This window comes from Labrenzia sp. THAF191a, assembly GCF_009363335.1.
Classification (GTDB): Bacteria; Pseudomonadota; Alphaproteobacteria; order Rhizobiales; family Stappiaceae; genus Roseibium; species Roseibium algicola.
This window is the reverse complement of sequence record NZ_CP045333.1, coordinates 5,997,559-6,018,888: the sequence shown is the minus strand read 5'-3', so window position 1 is coordinate 6,018,888 and position 21,330 is coordinate 5,997,559. Positions and strand designations below refer to the sequence as shown.

The following is a 21,330-nucleotide window of genomic DNA, read 5'->3' as shown; positions in this document are numbered from 1 at the left end:
AGTGTCTGCGAGGATGGAAATTTCCTGAAACGAAAAAATATTTGGTATAGCTTTGAAAAAATTTGAAGGAGAAGCTTGTTGCACAGGTGCGAATTCGTTTCAGAAATTGAAAGCAGCTTTCGCACCTGATGACGGAAGGAAGACGAAATGGCCTACAGCCTGCCACCGCTCACTTGGCTGCGCGCCTTCGAAGCGGCTGCGCGCCTGGGGAACTTCACCCGGGCGGCGGAGGAGCTGCTGATCACTCCGGCTGCTGTCAGCTACCAGGTTCGCCAGCTGGAACAGCTCCTCGGCTACCCGCTGTTCGACCGTGTTCACAGGGAACTGGCCCTGACCAGACTGGGGCAGACTTACCTGCCGACGGTCGAGAAGGCGTTTTCGGATCTTTCCATCGCCACCGTCTCGGTGTTTGGCGAGCGGGACAGGCAGCCGGTTCGTTTTCGCTGCCTCAACAGCTTCGGCCAGCTCTGGATGATCCCGCGCCTGCGCGCTTTTCAGGAGGCACACCCGGGCATCGACCTGCAGATGATCTCGGCCTCCTGGGCGGAAACTCTCAGCCCGGAACTGTTCGACATCGATATCCGCTTCGGCGACGGCAGCTGGACTGACGGAGTGGTGGCGTTTCTGTTGAACGACCCGATCATTCCGGTCTGCCATCTGGATCTGGCGCTTGACCCTGGCAAGCGTGAAATCGAGGCGCTTGCGGAAGCAACCCGGCTCGACATCATGGGCGTGATCGACACCTGGGAGAGCTTCTTTCGCAGCCACGGGCATGCGGTCCCAAAACGCAACGGCCTGCAGGTCGACCAGACCCTCTCGGCGCTGGAACTGGCTGCTCTCGGCCACGGACACGCTCTGGTTCTGGAAACGCTGGCCCAGCCGTATCTCGACAGCGGCCGACTGATCCGTTCATCGGACAAGAAGATAAAGAGCCGGCACAGCTACTATCTCGTCACCGACGGCTCGCGTCAGGCGCTCGGCCCCGACGCCCAGATCTTTTGCGACTGGATGTTCCGGGAACTTGGCGGCGAAGCGGCGTGAGGAATTTGTCCAGGGATACGAACTGCTTGCCTGGTTGATCGCAACAAATTCCGGCTCATTCTTCGAGACGCTGCTCTTCAGAGATTGGTTTGAAAGTGTCAGAGGACGCAGTTGACGTGGGTCGTGCAACGATCTTGCGCCCTTCTCAGTTGTCATCCCCGCGAAAGCGGGGATCCAGTAACCTCATGAATTTGCTTTGGAAACTTAATTCTTACCTCATGGCGCGCTGGTTTCCCGCTTTCGCGGGAATGACAAATGTGGTTGTGGCAGTCGCCGCGGGAACCACTTTCGGATCAGACACTCAGGATGAGGAAGTGAGTTTGACTGAGCGAAAGCTCACCCGATCGAGCTGCAAGATCAATCCAGCGAGAAGGTGAACTCGAACAGGCGATCGATCGGATCGAGCGGTTTGGGATCGCGGTAGCGGTTGAGATCGAGCAAGCCTGCCTGAAGTTCATTCTGTTCTTTCAGGGCGGTCTGGATCCGGTCAAAGTCGGCCCAGAATTCCGGGTCGGTTCTGCGGACGCCAAAACGGTCGACGAGCTTGAGGAAATCATCTTGTGACCTGATCTCCCGAACCGTCTCCACGAAGGCCGGCAGGTGATCCTGTTTCACCTTGAACATGAAATTCGGATAGCTGCTGAACTGGCCGGGCACGACCGTCACGCTGTCGTTCTGGGGTTCGCGGCGCAGATCCTCGTTGAAGATGAAGGCAACGTTGCTGTGGGCCATGTCATGCACCAGGGTAAAGACCTGCGTGTCCCGTTCCGTTTCCACGAGCAGAACCGAGATATCGGGCAGGAACTTTGCGTATGGCGCAGGTTTCCGGGCAAGCGGGCGTAATTGCCCTGCTGGCGTGTCACTGGCCGCACAGGCATTTGCGGTGCAGCGGTTGATGGGGTCTTGTTCAGCCCACAGGCCAGCAGGTTCGCGCAGCAGCTCGGTGAGAAATTCCTCCTTGGGATCGCTGGTGGAAAACGCGATACCCGTCGGAGACCTGGTGTCGAGCGCGCTTTCCTTCCAGAGGTCGACCATGCTGACAAGCGGACCCTGATACCAGCTTTCATGCATGGGTTTGCGTACCTGTGGCGGCAGGAACGACAGGAAGGTTCGCTCCCCTTCACGGCGCAGGCTGTCCATATAAAGGCGTGTCGTGAGCTGGTGTTCCACGTTGCCGAAGACATCGAACCCGGCAACGAGATTGTAGTAGATCCGCTCGAACAGCGGGAAATCGATTACCCAGGCGGTTTCGGGCACCGCGCCGACGAAGCCTGTCACCACCGAGGCGGAAGAGAAATTACGGTAGACGGTCAGACGGGCATCGACCTCGGAGCCATCACCTTGCCAGATGTCACCGTAGTCGGGGCCGCCTTCCGCCAGGAACTTGCGTTCATACCGTCCCTTGCGAAACTCCTGATACTTGACCGGTCCGAGCGACAGGAACCCTTCCAGACGCTTGGACAGTTTTCCGTTTGACTGGGCAACCGGCAGTTCGAGGATCGGGGTTGCGGCTTCCAGGAAGCTCGGGTCGGTGACGGAGAGATCGGCGTTGGGCGTCAGGAAGGAGACCCAGAAACGATCCTCGATCACGTTCACCGCGACCTGGCCGTAGCAGACCGGACCACGAATGAAAGAGCGGACAAAATAAAGCGCTTCGTCCAGCAGGAACTGGTAGCGGCTGCGGGCAGGAATGGCGCGGAAGGTCGACAGCGGGTTGCCGCCTGCAGCCGTTGAATAGGGCGGCAGGTTCGCAATCTCCCAGTCGCTTTTCAGGAACAGGTCTTCATAGCGGTTCAGGCGTTCGGGGCCGATCTCATAGACTATGTGCTCCTTGTGCAGGATGGTGCCGTCGATCGGGATGAGCCTGTAATGAAAGGGGCCACCTGGATCGTCAAAGGGGCGGCGCGAGGCAATCTCATCCGGAGGCGAGCCGGACGCGGTTCTGGAACGGATCACGTGGAAGAAACGGTTCTGGTCATCGCCTTCCAGGTGCAGATGGGCCAGGAACAGGTGTTCATAGATATAGCGCGCGACAAGTTTCGACCGTTTGTCGCCGCGGTTGAAGAACGTTTCGATGGTGTGGACCGACTGTTCGACACTCTGTGGCAATCCTTTGCCGGCGTCCGGTGCAGGTGCCCCATCCCTGGCCCAGGACAGCAGGGTCTCGTAGTCGCCATCGGCAAGCGGCGCCATGGCAAAGGGCATGCCGCCCTGCGGGTGTTCCTCGAGGTAGTCCTTCATCTTGCCGGGCATGGCGCAGGTGTTGGCCCGCAGCGTCGAAATGTCGATGTCGTCAGGAAGCGGCGCTCCGAGCTTGAACGAATTCTTGCGGCCGGCCAGCAGCAGTTGTTCCAGAACGGATGGCCCGTCCTGCGCACCGACAACGTCGAAGAAACCCTTGGCGCGCCAGCCCGGAACAGATTTTGCGTCGATCCCCAGGCGTGTCATCGGAGCATCTTCCAGACGCGAGGAATCGTAGACTTTCTGCTTGCTTGCTCCGCGCATCCAGCCCGCGGCGGATGACAGCTTGAGCTGACAGGGCGCGTCATAGCAGCCGTGGCAGACGACGCAGCGCTTGTTGAGGACATCGAGAGCTGACGTATCTTCCTGCGCCGATGCAGCACCGGCACAGCAAATCAGAAGTATGGCGCGAAACGCCTGTTTCAGGATCCGGGACCAGAGAGCCTGAAGGCGGCCGGCCGCAATCATGCCGGAGGCATCAACCTTCATCGTCTTCCATCCGTGGACGGGTCACCCGGCTCGGATCGTCAGGCCCCTTGTAGTTGAACAGGTACGCCCAGGCGGCATAGGCGGTGATTGCCGCCATGATGTAGACCCAGGTGATATTGCCGAACGCATATTCCACACCGGTCCAGCCGGCGCAAAAAGCGACCAGAACAATTCTGCGCCAAAGCGCATCGAACCAGGGATGTTCTACGGGACCAAACACAGTTTTGCCTTCCTTTTGCGTCATCTGAGCCGAGCTGCCCGGGCTTGCTGACGTAGCGGGAGCCTCAAGAGCTTGCAAAATCAGGCAAAACTTGTCTGCCATCACCTGATTACACCTTGAAACTGGCTGCTGAACAAGGGAATGTGGCGTACCACTCCCGGCCACGGAAATTCATGTTGATAAGAGGAGCCTGGCTTCCGACATGCTGACTGCGCTTGATCTCCTGACAGCTAATGACACGCCAGGTCAACACCCACCTTCCTATTACGCTGCAACTGCCAACAGGCAAACGGCTCACCCGGTTCTCGATGGCTCACACACCTGCACTGTCTGCGTCATCGGTGGCGGTTATACGGGGCTATCGGCTGCATTGCATCTGGCTGAACGGGGTGTTGACGTCATCCTCCTGGAAGCCAACCGGATCGGGTGGGGCGCCTCGGGCCGCAATGGCGGCCAGGTCGGTTCCGGCCAACGCATGGACCAGACGGTTCTGGAAGAACGCCATGGCAAGTCTCACGCCAGATTGCTGTGGGACCTTGCCGAGGATTCCAAGGCGCTGGTCAAGGACCTGATCATCAAGCACCAGATCGCCTGCGACTACACGCCGGGGATACTGCATGCCGATCACCGCAAGAGTTTTGTCGAGGAAAGCCGGGACTATGTCGAGCATCTCAGGCTCGTCTACGGCTATGAGGACATTCGCTTTGTCGGTCCGGATGAAATCGGCGAGCAGGTCGGCAGTCCCCGGTATTACGGCGGCTCTCTGGACACGGGCGCAGGCCATCTGCATCCGCTCAATTTCGCACTGGGTCTCGGGCAGGCAGCCGAAGCGGCAGGGGCAAGGGTTTTCGAGGAAACCAAGGTCACCGGCATTGACGGCCAGGGCACGGGACGGATCACCGTGAGGACGGGGCAGGGCGACGTTCGTGCAGAGCACCTCATTCTGGCGTGCAACGGTTATCTCGGCCGCCTTGACCGGCAGACCGCCGCGCACGTCATGCCGATCAACAATTTCATTGTCGCAACGGAGCCCTTTTCGGAAGACGAGGCGCAAAAGATCATCCGCAACAACGTTGCCGTGGCCGACAGCAAGTTCGTCATCAACTATTTCCGTCTGTCGGCAGACCGCCGGCTGCTTTTCGGTGGCGGTGAGAATTACGGCTATCGCTTTCCGGAAGACATCAAGGCCTTCGTGCGCGAACCGATGCTGGAAATCTTCCCCCAGCTCAGCGACGTGGCCATCGATTACGGCTGGGGCGGTACGCTGGCGATTACGCCCAAGCGCATGCCCTATTTCGCAAGGATTGCGCCCAACATGCTGACCGCAGGTGGGTACTCCGGCCACGGCGTTGCCATGGCAACCCTTGGTGGTCAGGTGCTGGCGGAAGCCGTGACGGGAACTGCGGGTCGCTTCGACGTTTTCGAAAAACTGAACGTACCGGCATTCCCCGGCGGTGACCGGCTGCGCTTCCCGCTTCTGGTACTTGCCATGACGTGGTTCTCTCTGCGGGACAGGCTCGGGTTCTGAGATGCCGCAGAGCCGTACAGAAGCGCGCCGGACGATCGGCAGTTATTGGGAAGCCAGTGTTCCGCAGGTCAAGTTGGACCGGCAGCTCATCGGCAACGCGCTTTTCGATGTTGCGATTATCGGCGCTGGGTTCGCCGGGCTGAGCGCAGCGCTACGGCTCGCGCAGGCAGGCGTTTCCGTGTGCGTTCTGGAAGCGGAACACGTTGGTTACGGCGCTTCGGGCCGCAACGGCGGATTTTGTTGCCTGGGTGGTACCAAACTCGATGAACGCCGCCTCATCAAGAAATTCGGCCTCGAGGAAGCGCGCCGTTTCGTTGCCTATCAGGTCGCGGGCGTCAATCTGGTTGCCCAGAGGCTCGACAGCTGGGGTGTTGACGCCGACCGCCATTCCAATGGCGAAATCTATCTTGCCCACCGGCGGAAGGATTTTGCCGGCTTTCAGGCGGAAGCAGCGTTCCTGAAGGAGAACTTCGGCATCAAGGCCCGGGTGCTTTCCAAGACGGACCTGGACGCGGAAGGCTATGGCGGGCCGACATTCCACGGCGGACTGCAGGTACCCTACGGCTTTGCACTCAATCCGATGGCCTATGTCCAGGCTCTGGCGGATCAGGTGCGCCGAGCCGGTGGCAAGATCTTCGGCAAGTCGCCGGTGACAGGGATGACCCGGGACAATGACCGCTGGAAACTGGAGACCGAACACGGCTTCATCCGGGCCCGGAAGGTTGTCCTGGCGGGTAATGGCTATGCACGCGAGGATGCGCCCAGATGGCTGCACGGGCGTACGCTGCCGGTCATGTCGTCAATCCTGGTGACCCGCCCCTTGAGTGAGGGGGAACTTGCCGCACAGGGCTGGACCTCCGACACCATGGCTGCCGACACTCGTAACCTGTTGCACTATTTCCGCCTGTTGCCCGACCGGCGGTTCCTGTTTGGAACGCGCGGCGGCATTTTCGAAAATGCCCAGTCGCTCGCGGCAATGTACAAGCGTGCAAGGTCGGATTTCGACGAGATGTTTCCGGCCTGGGCAGGCATTGAGGCTGAACACAGCTGGTATGGGCATGTGTGCCTGGCACGAAATCTGACCCCCTTCGTTGGGGAGGTTCCCGGTCTTGGCGGCGTCTATGCCGCAATGGGGTGGCATGGCAGCGGCATAGCAATGGCGTCGATCTCGGGGGAGAAGGTCGCGGGTCTGATCCTCGGCAAGCTTCAGCCGGAAGATCTGCCGGTTGCCCTGCGCCGGCCTTTTGCAAGGTTTCCCCTGCCGTCACTGCGCAAACTCTATCTTCAGGGCGCTTACTGGTGGTACGGCTGGCAGGACAGGTAAACCGCAGATCTGCATTCGCCATGATCCGGGACCATTGAAGACAGAAATCGGATGCTTATGACTGATACCATGATCGTTCGGCAGGCCGAGCTTCGGGACCTGGAAGCCGTTTACGATATCTGCCTGAAAACCGGTCAGGCCGGGCGCGATGCGACGGATCTTTATTCTGACCCTGCATTGATCGGCCATATCTATGCAGGACCCTATGTGGCTTTGAAAGGTCCCATCAGCTTTGTCGTTGAAGATGACGTTGGCGTGTTCGGCTATGCCGTCGGCGTCAGCGATACACGGGCTTTCGAGCACGAACTGGAGAGGGAATGGTGGCCGGCTTTGCGGGAGCGTTACCCGGAACCGGTGCAGCAGGAAACCGTGCAGTCAGCCGATGATCAGCGGATCCGCACGATCCACAATCCGTCGCCCGTGCCACAGGCCGTCATCGATGAATATCCGGCGCATATTCACATGAACCTCCTGTCGCGTGCGCGCGGGAGGGGAGTTGGTACCAGGCTGCTGGACGCGTGGATTGCGGCCGCAAAACTGAAGGGCGTATCGGCCGTTCATGCCGGAGTGAGCGCTGCCAACGAAGCCGGGCTCGCTTTCTGGACAGCACGGGAGTTCCATCCGGTTCTGACAGTCAGCAACAGCGGATCTCATGGCACCATCTGGTGCGGACGAAGCTTGTAGTCGCCAAGGGCCAACAAGGGTTTGGCTCCGCACAGTTCGCTCTGAATGGTGTGGTCACGGGAGAGCGGAATGCCTGCAACCTCGAAAACGGAATTGCTCGTCGCAAGCGAGAGCGAGTTTTCAAAGTTGCAAACGCTTCTCGATGACCTGCCGGCGATGCTGCGTCTTGAAAAGGATGCGGACGGTATATCGCCAAAGGATATCGTCGGTCACCGGGCCCACTGGATAGACCTGTTTCTGGGCTGGTACCGGGACGGCCAGGCCGGCAGACCGGTCTGGTTTCCGGCCAAAGGCTACAAGTGGAACGAGACGCCCAGATACAATGCCGACTTGCGGCAAAGGCAATCCGGTCTGTCCTGGCGATCGGTGCGATCCCTTCTGGAGGGAAACCACGTCGAACTGCTCGCCCTCGTGGAAAGTCTGGAGAATGACGAACTCTACGGCGAGCCGATGAAAGGCTCCAACAACAATTGGACGACGGGACGGTGGGCGGAAGCCGCCGGTCCAAGCCATTACCGGTCGGCTTCGAAATATCTTCGCCAACGTCTCGCTCAGTTTCAGGAGGAAAGAGACCGGCGCAATTCAGATGTGAGTGATCAGTCCGGTTCGACCTGAGCCTTGCGTCTGACAACGGCTACGTTGACCTCCCGCCATATTTCGAAACCCAGCTTGCGGTAGAGGGCGATTGCTCCGTGATTGTCCGCGTAGGCGTGAAGAAATGGAATGTCGCCGCGGCTCCTGATGACTTCAGTCACATGAAGAGAGAGCTCGGATGCCAGGCCTCTGCCTCGGAAATCGGGATGAGTGCAGATCCCGCTGACTTCCGTATAGCCGTCGAGGTTGATCCTGCTACCCGCCATTGCAGCCAGACGGCCGTCCAGCCTGATGCCGAAGAAAGTGCCCAGCTCCGGCGTACGTGCGGTGAACGGACCCGGTTTTGTCAGCGTTGCAAGCTCGACCATCTCCGGGACATCGGTTTCGTCCAGCTGCACGATTGAAGTCGATCGGGATGGGCCTGCTGACGGGGAAACTTCCACCATGAGAACACCCAGCGTGGTAATCTCTGCCTCAAGATCTTGGGGCAGGGCGATGTCGTCCGCCTGCAGTATGAAAGCCCGGTCGTCACCGGGTTGAATGAGCTTCGCCAGCGCGGCCAGAGCTTCGGGCGAGTTGTTCGCCGCCGCCGCAAAGGGGGAGATGGCCGGATCGAAACGGCGGGCAAGGTCGCCTCCCTGGCTGAATTGCGCATGCCGGGAGGTCAGGGCTGACCAGACGACCCGCTTCAGAAGGCTGTCCCGGCTCGGTTCATTCATAACTGCGTGCATCTTCGAGCTCATAGTGTTGTGAAATCAGATCCCATCGCTTCAGCACTTCCCGGGCGGCATCGGGCACATAACAGCGCTCGTAATCCGGGCCTTGAAACGCGATGATGTCGTCAAGCGAGCGGAAACTCATGATGGTGATGAACTCCACCTCGGTTTCCAGGTTCCTTCGAAGCACCTCGATGCCGAGATAGCCGGGAATGGCTTTCGCCTCGATGCCCGGAATGACCTGTGTCGTGAGAACATGAGCATAGGTGTCGGCCATGCCGGGGTCCGTCCAGCCGTGCCAGATGCGCTTGATCATGGTTCAATCTCCGGGGGCGTTTGCAGAGAGTTCCAGTCCTGCAACGGCCTGTCCTTGCAGCGGACGGAAAGCGGCCTCGTGCAAAGGGCGTCCTCCAGACCTGCAAGCTGGTCTAGCAAAGGACCTTCCAGACTGTTGCAGGCATCGGCAACTGCCAGTGTGATCGCGGGCCAGAGCGTTTCTTTCAGATGGGCGACGAGGGCGACTCCCTTGTCGGTCAGGCCGATAGTCGTCACGCGACGGTCCTGTTGCGAGGGAACGGATTCAACCAGTCCGTCCGACTTCATCTTGTTGATCGTTCTGGTAACGCCCGGTTGGCTCTGGCCAAGGGTTTTCGCCAGATCGCCGATACTCAGCGGGCCTTGCCGGTCAAGTGCGGCAAGAACAGGGTTGTGCGGCGTCGGCAGACTGGTGTCGGCAAGCTCGGCCGCAACGATCTGCGTTTGTGCCTGCAGCATTTCCCCGATCCGCTTCAGCCGGCTGCCCAGGGTGGCATAGCCAAGCGCGCGGACGACATCTTCGCTCATGGGTCACTCCATTTACATAACTTGATATATAACTAGTTATGTAAATTCGCAAGATCTAGCTGTCGAGAAATTGGAGACTGACCTGAGGTGGAGATGTGGAAGGTTGAAAAACCTCGCCCCACCAGTGGCACTGGCGTGGCGAGATGACGGTCAACAGTTGACGAAGGAGCGGCCTAGTCGAATTCCGGTCCGCGTGCGCGGTACGGAGTGATTTCCTTCCAGGCCCGCATCAGCGTGTCCAATTCGTCGTCGCCATGCGGCGGCATAACGATCTGCAGCTTGACCAGAAGGTCGCCATGACCACCGGTCTTGGTCGGCAGGCCCTTGCCCTTCAACCGCATGGACTTGCCGCTGGAGGCGTTGGCCGGAATGGTCAGGTTGACAGCACCGGACAGGGTCGGCGTACGCACCTTCGCGCCCAGAACAGCTTCATAAAGTGTCAGAGGCAGGTCGAGGTGGAGGTCGGATCCCTTCACTTCGAAAAGCTTGTGGGGCTTGAAGCGGATCTCGACCAGGGCGTCGCCTGCAGGGCCGCCGTTTTCCCCCGGGTGCCCCTGGCCCTTGAGCCGGATCTTTTCGCCTTCGACCACCCCCTTGGGCAGGGTAACATTCACGGTCTTGCCGCTCGGAAGCGTTACCTGGGTCTTGCCGGAGTTGACGATGTCTTCCAGCGAGGCGCGGGCGACGATTTCCGCGTTGGCGCCTTTTGTCTTGGGCGGCGCCTTCGCACGGGCTCCGCCGCCGAAACCTGCACCGGGTCCAGCGCCTGCACCTGCGCCGGCGCGTGCACGGCCACCGCCGAAACTGCCGAAAATGTCATTCAGAATATCGTCGAAACTACCGCCGCCACCGGATGTCTTCTGGGTGCGTGCACCGCCGAAGTCGTCATATCCGGAAAAGCCGTCAAAACCATGCGCCTGATAGCGCTGCTTGCCGTCCGCATCGATTTCTCCGCGGTCGAACTTGGCACGCTTTTCCTTGTCGCCGACAATTTCATAGGCCTGATTTGCTTCGGAAAAACGCTGTGCGGCCGTCGGATCATCCTTGTTCTGATCCGGATGGTATTTTTTGGCCAGCTTCCGAAAGGCCTTCTTGATTTCGCTCTCGCTGGCAGATTTTGCCACCCCGAGAACGCTATAGGGATCACGCATTCGTCTCACCAGGTTCCTAAGATTTTCCGGCAGGCTGCCCCGCGCACTGCTCCGTTCGGCGAGCCGAACACAAGCGTGCAAGTTTAGCAGGTCATGCTTGACCGGACTTGTCCTCTATATCGGGATGGATAGGAAAAAATTCCAGACCCCGAATTCGTCTTGAGGACCTTCCGGTTTTAGCGGTTTTTTGACGGGGTTCAAGCTTCGGCGACAGTCAGGCTGGTGACCGCGAATTTTTGCGTGATGTCCCGGCAGGCCGTGCCGGAGTAAAGCTTGATGCCGACGATGGTATTCGCCGTCGTCTGAAAGCCGAGACAGCCTGTCTCACTGTAGGTGGAGGCGTTGATGTTCGACAATGTGCCGGAATTGCCGCTGATCGCGTTGAGCCACGTCAGCGACAAGGCCTGCGTCGGCTTTCCGGCGGCAAGGTCCTGGCTGATTGTGTCGAGGTTCTGCGCAATCACAGACCGGTCGTCCTCGTTGATATCGGCATAGGCGACGTCGGATGCGGACGGAATGGAGCCGGTCAGGACTGTCGGAGAATCGATGTTGTTGCTGCCCACCGGAACGGACAACTGGCTACAGCCGCCAAGTGCGGTTGCAATGGCCATGCAAAGTGCGGCTAAGGGTTGGATCTTTATGTGCCCGGCAGTATATGAACGCATACGATACATTTTTCAGGCAGCCCCCCGGTCCGGCTTTTTCGAGCCGCTTTAAAGGCTGTCGTTTCCTTCGACAGGTTACCGATGACAGACCTTAAAGATCCCCCTGAAGAGTTAACAAAAGGTGACTTTACAGAGGTAGTGAAGCCATTTGAGCTTTTTGCAGAATGGCTTGAGGACGCCAGGGCTTCTGAGCCCAACGATCCCAACGCACTGGCGCTGTCGACCGTCGACGCAGACGGCCTGCCGAATGTGCGGATGGTTCTGCTGAAGGACTTCGACGAACGCGGCTTTGTTTTTTACACAAATTTCGAAAGCGCCAAGGGGCAGGAGCTGCTCTCCGCCGGCAAGGCTGCAATGTGCTTCCACTGGAAGTCCTTGCGCCGGCAGGTTCGCATTCGCGGTCTGGTCGAACAGGTTTCGAACGAGGAAGCGGACGAATATTACCGCTCCCGGCCGCGCGGCAGCCGGATCGGTGCCTGGGCGTCCAGGCAATCGCGGCCGCTGGAAAGCCGTTTCGCGCTGGAAAAGGAAGTGGCGAAATATACCGCCAAGTTCGGTATCGGCGACATTCCGCGGCCCGACCACTGGTCAGGCATGCGCCTGGTGCCGGTTTCCATCGAATTCTGGCACGACCGGCCGTTCCGGCTTCATGACCGCGTGCAGTTCACCCGAACTGGCGCGGATCAGCCATGGTCCAAGGCGCGCCTTTATCCGTAACGTGCCTGCGACAGGGGTCGAAAGTTTCAAGATGCCGGACCGGTTATAGCAGGCGTTTCCAGCGGAAGAACAGGAACGTCAGCCCGACCGACGACACCATCAGGCCCAACGAGAACAGGAACCCGAGCTGCCAGTTCAGCTCGGGCATGTTGGCAAAGTTCATGCCGTAGATCGATGCGATCAAGGTCGGTGGCAGAAAGATCACGCTGACGACCGTAAAGATCTTCGAGATCTGGTTCTGCTCCAGCGTGACGAGGCCGACCGTTGCGTCGAGGAGGAAGGACAGCTTGTTGTCCAGTGCGTCGCCGTGTTCCTTGATGGAATGGATGTCCCTGCCGAACATCTTGCAGTCGGCTTCCTGTTCCTCATTCAGGTTCAGACGTTTGGCATGTGTGCTGAGGTAAAGCATCATCCGCGACAGGCTGGTGCAGACATCGTGCATCTTGGACACATGCAGTCCGATCTGTCCCAGTTGCTTGATGGCGATCTGATAGCTTGCGGTCTTGCGCATGTTGAGGCCGTCGCCGAACACCTGCACTGCCAGTTTGTCATACCGCGCTGACGCGCTTTCCATTTCATCCGCACACCGGTCGACGATGATGTCGAGCATCGTGAAGAGAACAGCCGGCCCCTTGTGGGCGATCGTCGAATCGGCCTGAACCTTGCGGGACAGAAGGGCGATGGATTTCGGTTCGCCATAGCGCACTGTCACCAGTCGCTTGGCATTGACGACAAATGTGACAGACGAAAGCGCCGGGTCGATCATCTGCGTGGCGATCGGAAGCTGCGCGGTCATCACCACGGCGCCGGGCTCCAGATAAAGGCGTTCGGAGGTTTCGATGGAGGCGATCTCGTCCCGTGTCGGGATTTCCGCGCCCATCAGCTTTTCTGCTGCCTTTTGCTCTTCCTGCGTCGGGGCGACCAGGTCGATCCATACAGACGTGGTCGGAAGGGGGGCGCCGGAGGCAAGCTCAAGACGCTCCAGACCTTTGACGGTCGGGCAGTAGGCAATGATCATGCAGGCAATCTCCGCCGAAGGACACGGAGCGTGCCCTGTTCGGCGGCAGTTTGCCCAACAGATCGGAAGACGGCAACCGTCTGAAGAAAGTGATTTTGCGGCACCCCGACGGGGCTTGGCCGCTTCAGGATCGCGGACATTCAATCGTCACCGATTGCATGTCCGAACGCTATCCTGGACCGGTCATGCCGGTATTCAAACAGCGTCTCGAAACACCATGGCAAGCTGGCCGTCACCAGCGGCTTGCCGCGTCTTCGAACGCTATGGCGCAGCGGCTCAGTTCTTCTTTTTGGCCACCGTGCCCGAATTCTTGCAAAGGGCAGCTGCATTGAGGGCTGCGATGCCGACGGGCTTGTAGAGGTTCACCAGTTTCGCGTCGGCGCTTTGCTTCGGGGCAGGGCGGGCAGATTGCTCAGACATTTGTCTCGTCCGTTGTCTTTTCCAGTGCCCGCTCTCTGGGTTAAAGTTTTCATGGCTCGCGGGCGGTGTGCATGTCGTATCCAATTGCGGCAAACGGAAGGCAGAAAACACGCCTTTCAGCCGGTTTTCGCAATGGATGTGAAAAAGCATGCGCTTATTGGCGGAAATCGGCCAGTCAAAAACAATAACAAGATGTAACGAATCCCGGCCGGATTTGAAGTAATACGGTAAGGATTTATTTACGAATTAAGCTTGCCAGTCATTTGGGTAAGTATATGACTGCCCATTCATATGAAATAGCTTCTGTGATTCCGTAGTGGAGAGCCGCGCAAGGCACTGAAGAATCCAAGCAGCGACCGCGCGTAGCTGAGCAGTACCGTCGTGGCACAAAGCCCCAGTCCGGCCAGCATCAATGCAGAAGAGATCGAAGCTCCGAGAAGGATCATCAGGCCACCAGTGCCGAGGCCTATGACCAAGAGGGCAATGGTTGTCCGCAGGTAGTGATAGTGGGCCTGTAGCCAGCGTCCGCCCGGTTCGGCATAGAGGATCGCAAATGCCAGGGCGATGGGCGACAGGAGTATCGTCAGAACCAGCAGGTGGCACAGGCAGATATTGGCAGAGCCCGGCCGAAACAAGCCAAATGGTGAAAACGCCTTTTGTTTTCCGTCACCGGCAGCGTGGTGTTCCTGTTCGCTCGCCGTATGACGGGACCGCAATCCGGTCATGCCTTACCCCGATTTGCAACTGTAGTTCCGGCGTGTCTTGCTTGCACGTTTATCGTTTGCCCAGAAGGAATGTATGATGTGTTCACTGTCGAAGTGAAGTTCATTTTTGACAAATTGGCTGTAAACGAAGAAACAATCAGGTGGACACCTTGCCGCGCCAATGCGGCAAGCCAGGCGAGATAGGATCTCATGAAGCGCTACGCCGTCTATAAAACAGCTTCGGCACCGGCCAGTCGCACGACCGGCTCCGTGGCGCTGGCGCTCGCGGCAATTGCCTTTCTGGCAAAGCGGTTCGGCCTGATCGACGCGGATGTATTTGTCCTGTCTCTGATTGCAGCGGCTACGATTGCGTTCGCCGCCATTCTGCTCGCCCTGTTCGGCTTTCACCGGATCTGGACCTATGGCGGACCCGGCGTGCCGGCGGCGCTCACAGGTTTGTTCCTGGGGCTGCTGGCGCTTGCGACGCCTGTGCTTGTGGTCGGAATGCTGGTCATGCACGCGGGAGCGAGCGACCTGGCCACCAACCGAACCGATCCACCCGAACTTGAAACAAATGTGGCTTCAAGCGAACAGCCTTTTCTCGACTGGCTGAACACCGCGCTTGTTGAAGACGTCTGGCCGGCCGTTGCCGCTTATACCGGTGCCGCGCCGGGCATGAGTGCTATGGCCAATTCGGCGGAAGACCGTCTTTACCCCGATATCGTTCCGCGCCGATACCGCATTTCTACCGCTCAACTGCATGCGGCGAGTGTCAAGGCGCTTGAAGGTCTGAACTGGCAGGTCGTTGACGAACTGCCGCCCGATCTCCTTGATGCACCGACCTATCTGCAGGCCGAGGGCACTTCGCAGATCCTGGGATTGAAACACGACATCGTACTGCGTGTCCGGCCGGATTCGGTCGGGGCCCTGCTTGACGTTCGTTCGCGTTCGCGCACACCGCTGAAGGACCTGACCGACAATGCGGACCGGATTCGCCTTGTCTTCAGCGAGATCGACCGTGTGCTCCTGGAAACATATGGCGATCTGGCGCGGCTTTCGGTCGACGAGACCGAGCTGGAAGAAGACCTGCCGGCCGAACCGGTTGAAGACTTGCGCGAAACCATTCCGTTGCCGAGCTTCAAACCCTATTTCGAGGACGAGGATGCGCCGGTTGCCGAAGGTCTGGATGCGGTCGATCTGGAAGGCTGATCGCTTGCAGGCTCAGCCGGTGAGGCGATAGCGGGCGGCAAGAGACAGCTCCGGACTGGCTTCGACGCGGCCCCTGTCCGCAAGGTCCTCCAGGTGCGCGAATACGGACAGACCTGCCGCCGGGTGCAGCGCCGGATCAACCGCTGCATAGAGCACCGATACGATTTCCGGAATCGATCTTTCGCCTTTTGCCAGTTCATGAAGGATAGAGGCTTCCCGGTCGAGCCTGTGCTGCTTCAGGTCGCGGACGTAGTCGATGGCGTTGCGAACAATACCGCCGTGTCCAGGCAGATAGACGGATTCGGAACGGGCCAGCAGTTTGTCTATCGAGGCCATGTAGTCCCGCATGCTGCCGTCGGGTGGGGCGACGACCGATGTCGACCAGCCCATGACATGATCGGCCGACAGCAGAACCGGTTCCCCGGCAAGGGCAAAACACAGATGGTTGGACGTGTGGCCGGGGGTGGCGACGGCTTCCAGCGAAATGCCTGCAGCCTCGAACATCTCGCCATCTTCCAGCAACCTGTCGGGCGCGTAGTCCTTGTCGCCGCTGGCGTCGAGCGGATTGACCTCGTTTTCGAGAAGCGCTCGTGCCGGCCGGTGTGGCCCACACCCGATGATCTCGGCACCGGTTCTTTCTTTCAACAGCCGTGCGCCCGGCGAATGATCCACATGCGTGTGGGTGATCAGGATCGCCTCGATGACTGCGCCCTGTGCAGCCTTCAAGATGGTGTCGACCTGACCTTCCAGGGCAGGCCCGGGGTCAACGCAGATCAGACGACTGGTCCCCAGCAGATAGCTGTTGGTGCCATGAAAGGTGAAGGGCCCCGGGTTGTTTACCGTCAGCCGGCGCACGCCCGGCATCAGCTCGACGGCAGTTCCATATTGCGGATCGAACGCGCGATCGTGCTTCATGATGTCTCCAGTTGGTTCCGCCAGGGGCGCCGGTCTCGGCGGGTTCTGCCTCGGTCTGTACGTCATGTATCTGACGTTTGAATCGGCTAGGGAAGCGGTACTTTGCCAAGCCGGGTCCAAATGTGAAACAGTGCGTTTGGGGTTGGAAAGAACGAATTTGACGGAAAATCATGACACATGACACCGAGTGCCGGGTTGAAGGCATGTTGAATCTGCCGCGGAGCCAGGCGTTTTCACTGTTTGTCGACCGGCTTGATCTGTGGTGGACATCGCCTTTCAAGGATGCGGGCGACGGCAAGGTTCAGGCGGGTATCGATCCCTACGCGGGTGGTAGCTGTTATGAGATCGACAGTGAAGGCCAGCACAGGGTTTGGGGAACCGTCCTCTCACTGGAGCCGCCACTTTACATTCGTCTGGCCTGGCAAGTTAGCCGGGATGGCGAGGACGTTGCGGATCCTGCGACGGCAAGCCGTGTCATGGTGAACTTCCGCGAGGCCGGGGACAGCACGCGCCTTGAAATCGTTCACAGTGAGTTTCTGAGACATGGTGAAGCGGGAGCGGAATATCTGGAACGCATGCGCCAGCCTGATGGCTGGCCGCGTATACTGGACAACCTGAAATCCGCCGCCAGACATCCCTTGCCTCAAAATTCGTGATTGGTGCGGGTATTTAGCGCCCGTTCGGCAGTTACAGTTCATCTGACGCGAACAGTGTTGGTGGGGGAGCCCGTTTTCAGGGGTGTATTTGTCTGTCGCTTGGCTGACATGCTTTCCGTGTTAGGGGAGTGGTCCGACGCTGCCCCGATCTCCCTATTCCGGTCTTGCACATTTACTGAGACGTCGAAATAGTGTCTGCACTCGGGACACCTAACTGCTGAAACGAATTCGCTCGACCGTCCATGACCCAACCGCCTTCGCCAATCGAAGAGCCTGCTGAAGACCGGCAGGCCGCATCGCCGCTGACCCGACTTGGCGAAGCTCGCTGGATTCTGCTGTTCGCGTTTGCTGCAGCCGCAGGCGCGGTCTTCTTCCATGAAGTGCCGTTGACGACGGCGCTGCTCGCCATGGCGGCAATTGTTGTCGTGGCCTGTTTCGTGCCACGCAAGTCTTCGAGCCGCAGGGTCAAGCTGAATGCCCAGCGGGAAATCCGCAGGATGTGGCCGGGTACGGGCATGAAGGTCACCGTTGATGCGTTGCCGACACCCTGCTTCGTTGCCGACGGGCGGGGCATCACCCGCTATGTCAACAAGCAGGCGCTGTCGATTTATGAAGGCGTGAAACCGGGGGATCCTCTGTCCTTCTCGCTCCGGGCTCCTTCGCTGCTGGAAGCGTTCGACCGCGTCTGCACAACGGGTGAGGCCGAGAAGATCAGCTGGATCGAGAAGGTGCCGACCGAAACCTGGTACGAGGCTCATATCTCGCCGATCTACATGCCCGGAAGCGCGGGTCTGGAAAAGATGCCGAGCTTGCCGGACTTCATTCTGGTGGTCATTCAGGACCTGACAGAAAATCGCCGGCTTGAACGCATGCGCACGGACTTCGTCGCCAATGCCAGCCACGAACTGCGCACGCCTCTGGCCTCGCTCACCGGATTTATCGAGACCTTGCAAGGACCTGCGCGCAACGATCCGGAAGCGCGGGACAGGTTCCTGTCCATCATGCTGGATCAGGCTGGGCGCATGCGCCGGTTGATCGATGATATCCTGTCGCTGTCGCGGATCGAGCTGAAGGCGCACGTCCGTCCCGCAAATGCTGTCGATCTGTCAGAAATCGTCCGGCATACGACGGATGCGCTGTCCCCGCTGGCCTCGGACATGGGCGTCGAGATCCGGCTTCAACTCCCGGACACCCCCGTGCGGATCAGGGGCGACAGGGACGAGCTCATCCAGGTGACGGAAAACCTGATCGAAAACGCGCTGAAATACGGCCATGACGGCAAGTTCGTCGACGTCGGTCTTGAAAGACCGCAGACACCGCAGGATGCACTGACCTGGCAACTTTCGGTACGCGACTACGGTGAGGGCATTCCGCGTGAGCACCTGCCGCGCCTGACAGAGAGGTTCTACCGGGTCGATGTCGAATCGAGCCGGGCGATGAAGGGGACGGGCCTCGGGCTTGCCATCGTGAAACACATCCTGACACGCCACAGGGGCCGGTTGGAGGTGGAGAGCGAGCCGGGGCAGGGGGCAACGTTCAAGGTCAGTTTGCCAGCCATGGGGAACGTTGAAGGTCTGCCCGAGAAGATCTCCGCCTGATGCCGGATTGGCGACTGTCGTATTCCTGAGACGCGAGACTGCTAGAGACTTGCCACTGCAAGATCGGAAAAGTCTTTTGTGACCGGTCAGGCGATCCGCCGCAAGGAAGGCCTGTCTTGCCGGATCGCGCCAGCATTTTTGTCCAGGAGTTTTAACGTGCCGATGTATTTTTCAGCCCGCGCTGTGTTGTGTGGCGTTTTTTGTTTGGCATCCCTGACCGCCGAAGCGCGTGACCGATTGCTTATCGTCGGCTCGTCCACGGTATTTCCGTTTGCGACCGCGGTCGCAGAAGCGGTCGGCAGCAACGGCGTAAAGTTCCCGATTGTCGAATCCACGGGCTCGGGTACCGGCTTCAGCCTGTTCTGCAAGGGCGTTGGTGAACACACACCGGACATCACCAATGCATCCAGGCGAATGAAACCTTCGGAACTGGACACCTGTCTCGCAAACGGTGTCACGCCGGTCGAAGTGGAAATCGGCTATGACGGCATCGTGCTGGCCAATTCGCGCAATGGCCCGAAATTCACCCTGACAGTGGAGCAGATCTTCGAGGCACTGGCCGAGAAACTTCCGAAGGACGGACAGCTTGTCGACAACGGCAACCTCGCCTGGTCTGACATAGATGCGGACTTGCCGAACGAGGAGATCGAGGTGCTTGGACCGCCTCCGACCTCCGGCACCCGTGACGCGTTCGAGGAACTTGTCATGGAAGAAGGCTGCAAGACGGTCAAGGATCTGGAAAAGGACGGTTGCACCCGCATTCGCCGGGACGGCAGCTTTGTCGAAGCGGGCGAGAACGACGACCTGATCGTCGGTGCTCTGGAGGCCAATCCCGTGACGGTCGGCATCTTCGGTTATTCCTTCCTGATGCAGAACCGGGACAAGATCCAGAGTGTCGGCGTCAACGGGGTCGAGCCGACGTTCGAAAAGATTGCCTCCGGGGAATACCCGGTGTCCCGCCCGCTGTTTTTCTACATCAAGAAGGAACACGTCGGCCTTATTCCTGGCATGGAGGAGTATGTGGCTGCCTTCACCAGCGAAGAGGCCTGGGGTGACGATGGGTATCTGGCGAGCAAGGGACTGATTCCCCTGTCTGCCGAAAAACGCGCGCAAGAGGCGGCCGACGCAATGACGTTGCCGGCCTTGCAACTCTGACCGACCCGAGCCGGGTAATGCATAATCCCGTTCGGCCGCTGCGGCAGGTGCCTGAAAGCCTCCCTTATCAGGCGTAAGGCTCGCCAGATGGATAAAAGGGATTCCTGTCAGCTTTGCCGAGGCAAGCGAGAGCTGCACCATGTGCGCCTCGAGGCGGGTTTTTGTGACCCTTTGCGACATAAAACCGTCAAGGAACAGGTTTTCTTGAGTAATTTCAGCATCTTAAATTGTCACAAAACTGAAAAGGAACTGTCATAGAACTCTCATCCGTGGAGCCTAGGTTCCCCGCATCGCTCGTGCACATCCAAGCGCGGTGATCATCTAGAAACCTTGACATTCAAAGGGAGTGGTCAAGTGAAATTTACGACCCTCGTTAGCGCAACTGCTCTTGCCGTTGCTTCCACTGCATTCGTTGGTTCGGCTCAGGCCCGCGACCAGGTGCAGATTGCTGGTTCCTCCACGGTTCTTCCCTATGCTTCCATCGTTGCTGAAGCATTCGGCGAAAACACCGATTTCCCGACACCGGTCGTTGAATCCGGTGGCTCCTCTGCTGGTCTGAAAAAGTTCTGCACCGGCGTTGGCGAAAACACCATCGACATCGCAAACGCTTCCCGCGCTATCCGCGAGAAGGAAATCAAGGCTTGTGCCGAAGCTGGCGTGAAAGACATCATCGAAGTCCGCATCGGCTACGATGGCATCGTCTTCGCTTCCCAGAAAGACGGCCCGGCTTTCAACGAATTCACCCAGGTTCAGTGGTTCAACGCTCTGTCCCCGAAAGTCCTGAAGGACGGTCAGATCGTCGACAACCCGTACACCAAGTGGTCCGAAGTTGACGCTTCCCTGCCGGACGCGGAAATTGCTGCTTTCATCCCGGGCACCAAGCACGGCACCCGTGAAGTGTTCGAAGAAAAAGTTCTGGCTGTTGGCTGTGAAGAATCCGGCGCTCTGAAAGCCATGATCGACGGCGGCATGTCCGAAGACGACGCTGAAGACGCCTGCATCGCAGTTCGCACGGACGGCAAGTCGGTCGACATCGACGGCGACTACACCGAGACCCTGGCTCGCATCGACTCCAACCCGAACGGCGTTGGCGTTTTCGGCCTGGCGTTCTACGAGAACAACACCGACAAACTCAAAGTGGCAACGATGGCCGGTATCGCTCCGTCCACCGAAACCATCGCCAAGGGTGAGTACCCGGTTTCCCGTCCGCTGTTCTTCTACATCAAGAAGGCACACATCGGCGTTATCCCGGGCCTGAAAGAATACGCTCAGTTCTTCGTTTCTGACGAAATCGCTGGCCCGGACGGCCCGCTGGCCCAGTATGGCCTGGTTTCCGATCCGGAGCTTGCCGCTACGCAGGCTTCCATCGAAGCCGAAGAAACGATGGGCAACTAAGCACATCTTTCCGGAAGGGCGGCTTCGGCCGCCCTTTCTTTCTTCTT

Annotated in this window: 22 protein-coding genes; 11 read left to right on the top strand and 11 right to left on the bottom strand. The window is 59.0% G+C overall.

The window, feature by feature from the left end; translation table 11 throughout:
* The first annotated feature begins 147 nt into the window (after positions 1-147).
* Positions 148-1,041 carry a LysR substrate-binding domain-containing protein gene (locus FIV05_RS27620; RefSeq protein ID WP_152511728.1) on the top strand — a complete coding sequence of 298 codons (894 nt, stop codon included), beginning with the start codon at positions 148-150 and terminating at the stop codon, positions 1,039-1,041.
* Positions 1,042-1,398: 357 nt separating this feature from the next.
* Here FIV05_RS27620 and FIV05_RS27615 read toward each other — a convergent pair whose 3' ends face one another.
* Positions 1,399-3,771, bottom strand: coding sequence for a fatty acid cis/trans isomerase (locus FIV05_RS27615; protein WP_152511727.1), 2,373 nt, complete (start codon positions 3,769-3,771; stop codon positions 1,399-1,401).
* A complete protein-coding gene (locus FIV05_RS27610) occupies positions 3,761-3,991 on the bottom strand; it encodes a hypothetical protein (RefSeq protein ID WP_208984440.1) in 231 nt (76 codons plus the stop codon). Before FIV05_RS27610 ends, FIV05_RS27615 begins: the two co-directional genes overlap by 11 nt.
* A gap of 202 nt (positions 3,992-4,193) precedes the next feature.
* Here FIV05_RS27610 and FIV05_RS27605 point away from each other — a divergent pair, with 202 nt between their 5' ends.
* The 4 genes from FIV05_RS27605 to FIV05_RS27590 all read left to right on the top strand — a co-directional run bounded on the left by FIV05_RS27605 (position 4,194) and on the right by FIV05_RS27590 (position 8,142).
* The gene (locus tag FIV05_RS27605; RefSeq protein WP_152511726.1) at positions 4,194-5,519 is read left to right on the top strand and encodes an FAD-binding oxidoreductase; all 1,326 of its coding nucleotides are present in this window, start codon (positions 4,194-4,196) and stop codon (positions 5,517-5,519) included.
* A 1-nt stretch (position 5,520) separates the two neighbouring features.
* The gene (locus FIV05_RS27600) at positions 5,521-6,843 is read left to right on the top strand and encodes an FAD-binding oxidoreductase (protein WP_152511725.1); all 1,323 of its coding nucleotides are present in this window, start codon (positions 5,521-5,523) and stop codon (positions 6,841-6,843) included.
* Positions 6,844-6,900: 57 nt separating this feature from the next.
* On the top strand, positions 6,901-7,527 hold the full coding sequence (locus tag FIV05_RS27595) for a GNAT family N-acetyltransferase (protein WP_286202240.1): 627 nt from the start codon (positions 6,901-6,903) through the stop codon (positions 7,525-7,527).
* Positions 7,528-7,596: 69 nt separating this feature from the next.
* Positions 7,597-8,142 (top strand): ClbS/DfsB family four-helix bundle protein, encoded by a 546-nt coding sequence (locus FIV05_RS27590; protein ID WP_152511724.1) that lies wholly within the window; start codon positions 7,597-7,599, stop codon positions 8,140-8,142.
* On the opposite strand, the gene FIV05_RS27585 is transcribed toward FIV05_RS27590, so the two are convergent.
* From FIV05_RS27585 to FIV05_RS27565, 5 genes are all read right to left on the bottom strand, one after another.
* Entirely contained in the window at positions 8,124-8,852 is a 729-nt protein-coding gene (locus FIV05_RS27585; RefSeq protein WP_286202239.1) for a GNAT family N-acetyltransferase, read from the bottom strand. The genes FIV05_RS27590 and FIV05_RS27585 overlap by 19 nt on opposite strands.
* Positions 8,833-9,153 carry an antibiotic biosynthesis monooxygenase gene (locus FIV05_RS31955; RefSeq protein ID WP_152511722.1) on the bottom strand — a complete coding sequence of 107 codons (321 nt, stop codon included), beginning with the start codon at positions 9,151-9,153 and terminating at the stop codon, positions 8,833-8,835. Before FIV05_RS31955 ends, FIV05_RS27585 begins: the two co-directional genes overlap by 20 nt.
* Positions 9,150-9,680, bottom strand: a complete 531-nt coding sequence (locus tag FIV05_RS27575; protein ID WP_152511721.1) for a MarR family transcriptional regulator — start codon at positions 9,678-9,680, stop codon at positions 9,150-9,152. Before FIV05_RS27575 ends, FIV05_RS31955 begins: the two co-directional genes overlap by 4 nt.
* A gap of 173 nt (positions 9,681-9,853) precedes the next feature.
* Positions 9,854-10,831, bottom strand: coding sequence for a J domain-containing protein (locus tag FIV05_RS27570; RefSeq protein ID WP_152511720.1), 978 nt, complete (start codon positions 10,829-10,831; stop codon positions 9,854-9,856).
* A gap of 197 nt (positions 10,832-11,028) precedes the next feature.
* On the bottom strand, positions 11,029-11,442 hold the full coding sequence (locus tag FIV05_RS27565; protein WP_055658077.1) for an RT0821/Lpp0805 family surface protein: 414 nt from the start codon (positions 11,440-11,442) through the stop codon (positions 11,029-11,031).
* Between the two features lie 135 nt (positions 11,443-11,577).
* Between FIV05_RS27565 and pdxH the strand changes: the two genes are divergently transcribed.
* Positions 11,578-12,213 carry a pyridoxamine 5'-phosphate oxidase gene (gene pdxH, locus FIV05_RS27560; protein WP_075281437.1) on the top strand — a complete coding sequence of 212 codons (636 nt, stop codon included), beginning with the start codon at positions 11,578-11,580 and terminating at the stop codon, positions 12,211-12,213.
* A 43-nt stretch (positions 12,214-12,256) separates the two neighbouring features.
* Here the strand turns inward: pdxH and FIV05_RS27555 are convergent, their stop codons facing one another.
* The 3 genes from FIV05_RS27555 to FIV05_RS27550 form a co-directional block, all read right to left on the bottom strand.
* Complete coding sequence (locus FIV05_RS27555; protein WP_023001828.1) at positions 12,257-13,231, bottom strand: magnesium transporter CorA family protein; 975 nt, start codon at positions 13,229-13,231, stop codon at positions 12,257-12,259.
* Positions 13,232-13,507: 276 nt separating this feature from the next.
* The gene (locus FIV05_RS31710; protein ID WP_023001827.1) at positions 13,508-13,651 is read right to left on the bottom strand and encodes a hypothetical protein; all 144 of its coding nucleotides are present in this window, start codon (positions 13,649-13,651) and stop codon (positions 13,508-13,510) included.
* 287 nt (positions 13,652-13,938) lie between these two features.
* Positions 13,939-14,376 (bottom strand): hypothetical protein, encoded by a 438-nt coding sequence (locus tag FIV05_RS27550; RefSeq protein ID WP_152511719.1) that lies wholly within the window; start codon positions 14,374-14,376, stop codon positions 13,939-13,941.
* A gap of 189 nt (positions 14,377-14,565) precedes the next feature.
* On the opposite strand from FIV05_RS27550, the gene FIV05_RS27545 reads away from it, so the two are divergent.
* Positions 14,566-15,564: a DUF1499 domain-containing protein gene (locus FIV05_RS27545; protein ID WP_152511718.1), complete on the top strand. Its 999-nt coding sequence runs from the start codon at positions 14,566-14,568 to the stop codon at positions 15,562-15,564.
* 12 nt (positions 15,565-15,576) lie between these two features.
* On the opposite strand, the gene FIV05_RS27540 is transcribed toward FIV05_RS27545, so the two are convergent.
* Complete coding sequence (locus FIV05_RS27540) at positions 15,577-16,479, bottom strand: MBL fold metallo-hydrolase (protein WP_152511717.1); 903 nt, start codon at positions 16,477-16,479, stop codon at positions 15,577-15,579.
* 170 nt (positions 16,480-16,649) lie between these two features.
* Between FIV05_RS27540 and FIV05_RS27535 the strand changes: the two genes are divergently transcribed.
* The 4 genes from FIV05_RS27535 (at position 16,650) to FIV05_RS27520 (ending at position 21,283) form a co-directional block, all read left to right on the top strand.
* The gene (locus tag FIV05_RS27535) at positions 16,650-17,135 is read left to right on the top strand and encodes an SRPBCC family protein (RefSeq protein WP_152511716.1); all 486 of its coding nucleotides are present in this window, start codon (positions 16,650-16,652) and stop codon (positions 17,133-17,135) included.
* Positions 17,136-17,377: 242 nt separating this feature from the next.
* On the top strand, positions 17,378-18,733 hold the full coding sequence (locus tag FIV05_RS27530) for an ATP-binding protein (RefSeq protein ID WP_152511715.1): 1,356 nt from the start codon (positions 17,378-17,380) through the stop codon (positions 18,731-18,733).
* A 162-nt stretch (positions 18,734-18,895) separates the two neighbouring features.
* The gene (locus FIV05_RS27525; RefSeq protein ID WP_152511714.1) at positions 18,896-19,888 is read left to right on the top strand and encodes a substrate-binding domain-containing protein; all 993 of its coding nucleotides are present in this window, start codon (positions 18,896-18,898) and stop codon (positions 19,886-19,888) included.
* Positions 19,889-20,242: 354 nt separating this feature from the next.
* Positions 20,243-21,283 (top strand): substrate-binding domain-containing protein, encoded by a 1,041-nt coding sequence (locus FIV05_RS27520; RefSeq protein ID WP_023001818.1) that lies wholly within the window; start codon positions 20,243-20,245, stop codon positions 21,281-21,283.
* Positions 21,284-21,330 lie beyond the last annotated feature (47 nt).